The sequence below is a fragment of the Leisingera sp. F5 genome (genome assembly GCF_001593695.1).
Genome location: NZ_LUKH01000467.1, coordinates 1 through 2,347, shown reverse-complemented (window position 1 = coordinate 2,347; position 2,347 = coordinate 1). Strand labels below are relative to the sequence as shown.

The following is a 2,347-nucleotide window of genomic DNA, read 5'->3' as shown; positions in this document are numbered from 1 at the left end:
GCTTCTAGAAGGTGGTCTCACAAATGCGCCGGTGGATGCCGCGCACGCGTTCCGCGCGGCGATGAACGCCATGGCCCGGCCCGGTCGGATCGAGGCGATTGCCGGCGGGCAGGGGCCTGCGCCGATATCCGCCGCTGCGGCGACGCTGATCCTGACGCTCTGCGATCCCGAAACGCCGCTGCACCTGGCCGGTCCGTTGGACAACGAGGCCGTGCGCGCCTGGGTCACCTTCCACACCGGCGCGCCGCTGGTCGGCGCCGGAGAGGCGGTCTTTGCCCTGGGGCACTGGGACGACCTGATGCCGATCGACCGCTTTGCCATCGGCACCTCGGAATATCCCGACCGGTCGGCCACGCTGATCGTCGAATGCGATGACCTGCGGGCCGAGGGCACGCAATTGCGCGGCCCCGGCATCAAGGATGTCGCGGCGCTGAGCCTGCCGGACCCGGACGTGTTCCGCGCGAACCATGCGCTGTTCCCGCTGGGGCGGGATTTCTTCTTCACCAGCGGGTCCGACCTGGCCGCGCTGCCGCGCTCGACGGAGGTGATCTGATGTATGTGGCGGTAAAGGGTGGCGAACGCGCCATCGACAATGCTCACGACTGGCTGGCCGAGGAACGGCGCGGCGATGTCTCGGTCGCGGAACTGAGCATCCCGCAGATCCGCGAACAGCTGGCGCTGGCGGTGAACCGGGTGATGGCGGAAGGGTCCCTGTACGATCCGGATCTGGCGGCGCTGGCGATCAAGCAATCGCGCGGCGACCTGATCGAGGCGATCTTTTTGATCCGCGCCTACCGCACCACCTTGCCGCGGTTTGGTTATACGCTGCCGGTGGAAACCGGCGGGATGGCCTGCGACCGCCGGATTTCCGCGACTTTCAAAGATGCACCGGGGGGGCAGGTGCTGGGGCCGACGTTCGACTACACCCACCGCCTGCTTGATTTCAAACTGGCCGCAGATGGTGAGGTGCCCGAAGCACCGGTTGCAGAGCCGCGCAAGGAAGCGACACCGCATATCAGCGAGTTTCTGCAAGGTGAGGACATTATTGAACGCGAGCCGGTCTCGGATTCGGTGCCGGGCGACCTGACCCGCGAGCCGATGTCCTTTCCGGCGAACAGGTCGGTGCGGTTGCAGTCGCTGACCCGCGGGGATGAAGGGTTCATCCTTGGGATGGCGTACTCTACCCAGCGCGGCTATGCGCGCAACCACGCTTTTGTCGGCGAGCTGCGGATCGGCACGGTGCCGGTGGAGATGGAGATCCCGGAACTGGGCTTTGCCATTGAGATCGGCGAGGTGGAGCTGACCGAATGCGAAACGGTGAACCAGTTCAAGGGTTCCAAGACGGTGCCGCCGCAGTTCACCCGCGGCTATGGTCTGGTGTTCGGCCAGTCAGAGCGCAAATCCATCGCCATGGCGCTGGTCGATCGCGCGCTGCGCTGGGAGGAGCTGGGGGAGGACAACCTGGGCGCCGCCGCGCAGGACGAGGAATTTGTCCTGAGCCATGCCGACAACATTCAGGCCACCGGTTTTCTGGAGCACATCAAGCTGCCGCACTACGTGGACTTTCAGTCCGAGCTGGAGCTGGTGCGCAAGCTGCGCCGCGAGGCTGCTGAGCTGGCTGAGACGCTGGCGGAACGGGAGGCCGAGGAATGACTTACCTACTGTCCTTTCCGGCGCTGCGGCGCCCAAGAAAATATGCAACCCCGAGAAACGCCAGACCAATGGCCAGGCCAGAACAAAAACTCACAGGATCCATGGATACCTCCGTGTGCCGGGAGAGTGGAAAATGACTTCAAATCAACGGCTGGCGGAAGCTGGCGACTACAACTTTGCATATCTCGACGAGCAGACTAAGCGGATGATCCGCCGGGCGATCCTCAAAGGGCTGGCGGTGCCGGGGTACCAGGTGCCTTTTGCCAGCCGCGAAATGCCGATGCCTTATGGCTGGGGCACCGGCGGCGTGCAGGTCTCGGCGGCCACGCTGACGCCGGACGACACGCTGAAAGTGATCGACCAAGGGGCCGACGACACCACCAACGCGGTGTCGATCCGCAAATTCTTTGAAAAGACGGCGGGTGTGGAGACTACCGAGGAGACGGAGAAAGCCAGCGTCATCCAGACCCGCCACCGGATTCCGGAGGCGGAACTGACCGAGGATCAGATCCTAGTCTATCAGGTTCCGATCCCGGAGCCGCTGCGGTTTCTGGAGCCGAGGGAGACCGAGACCCGCAAAATGCATGCCTTGCAGGAATACGGGCTGATGCATGTGAAACTGTATGAGGACATCAGCCAGCACGGTGCAATTGCCACCGCCTATGCCTATCCGGTGAAGGTGGAAGGGCGCTAT

The 2,347-nt window shown here is 63.9% G+C and carries 3 protein-coding genes; all 3 read left to right on the top strand.

What is annotated here, in order from left to right:
• Nucleotides 1–553, top strand: a 553-nt coding sequence (gene phnH, locus A2I95_RS31980) for a phosphonate C-P lyase system protein PhnH (RefSeq protein WP_291736315.1), incomplete at its 5' end; no start/stop codon positions are given.
• Nucleotides 553–1,653: a carbon-phosphorus lyase complex subunit PhnI gene (locus A2I95_RS31975; protein WP_291736314.1), complete on the top strand. Its 1,101-nt coding sequence runs from the start codon at nt 553–555 to the stop codon at nt 1,651–1,653. The genes phnH and A2I95_RS31975, both read left to right, overlap by 1 nt.
• 133 nt (nt 1,654–1,786) lie before the next feature.
• Nucleotides 1,787–2,347: alpha-D-ribose 1-methylphosphonate 5-phosphate C-P-lyase PhnJ (locus tag A2I95_RS31970; RefSeq protein WP_291736312.1), on the top strand; the 561-nt coding region annotated here is incomplete at its 3' end.

Excerpts from the sequence above, each read along its gene's own strand:
- A2I95_RS31975 (WP_291736314.1), top strand. The coding sequence starts at position 553 with ATGTATGTGGCGGTAAAGGGTGGCGAACGCGCCATCGACAATGCTCAC.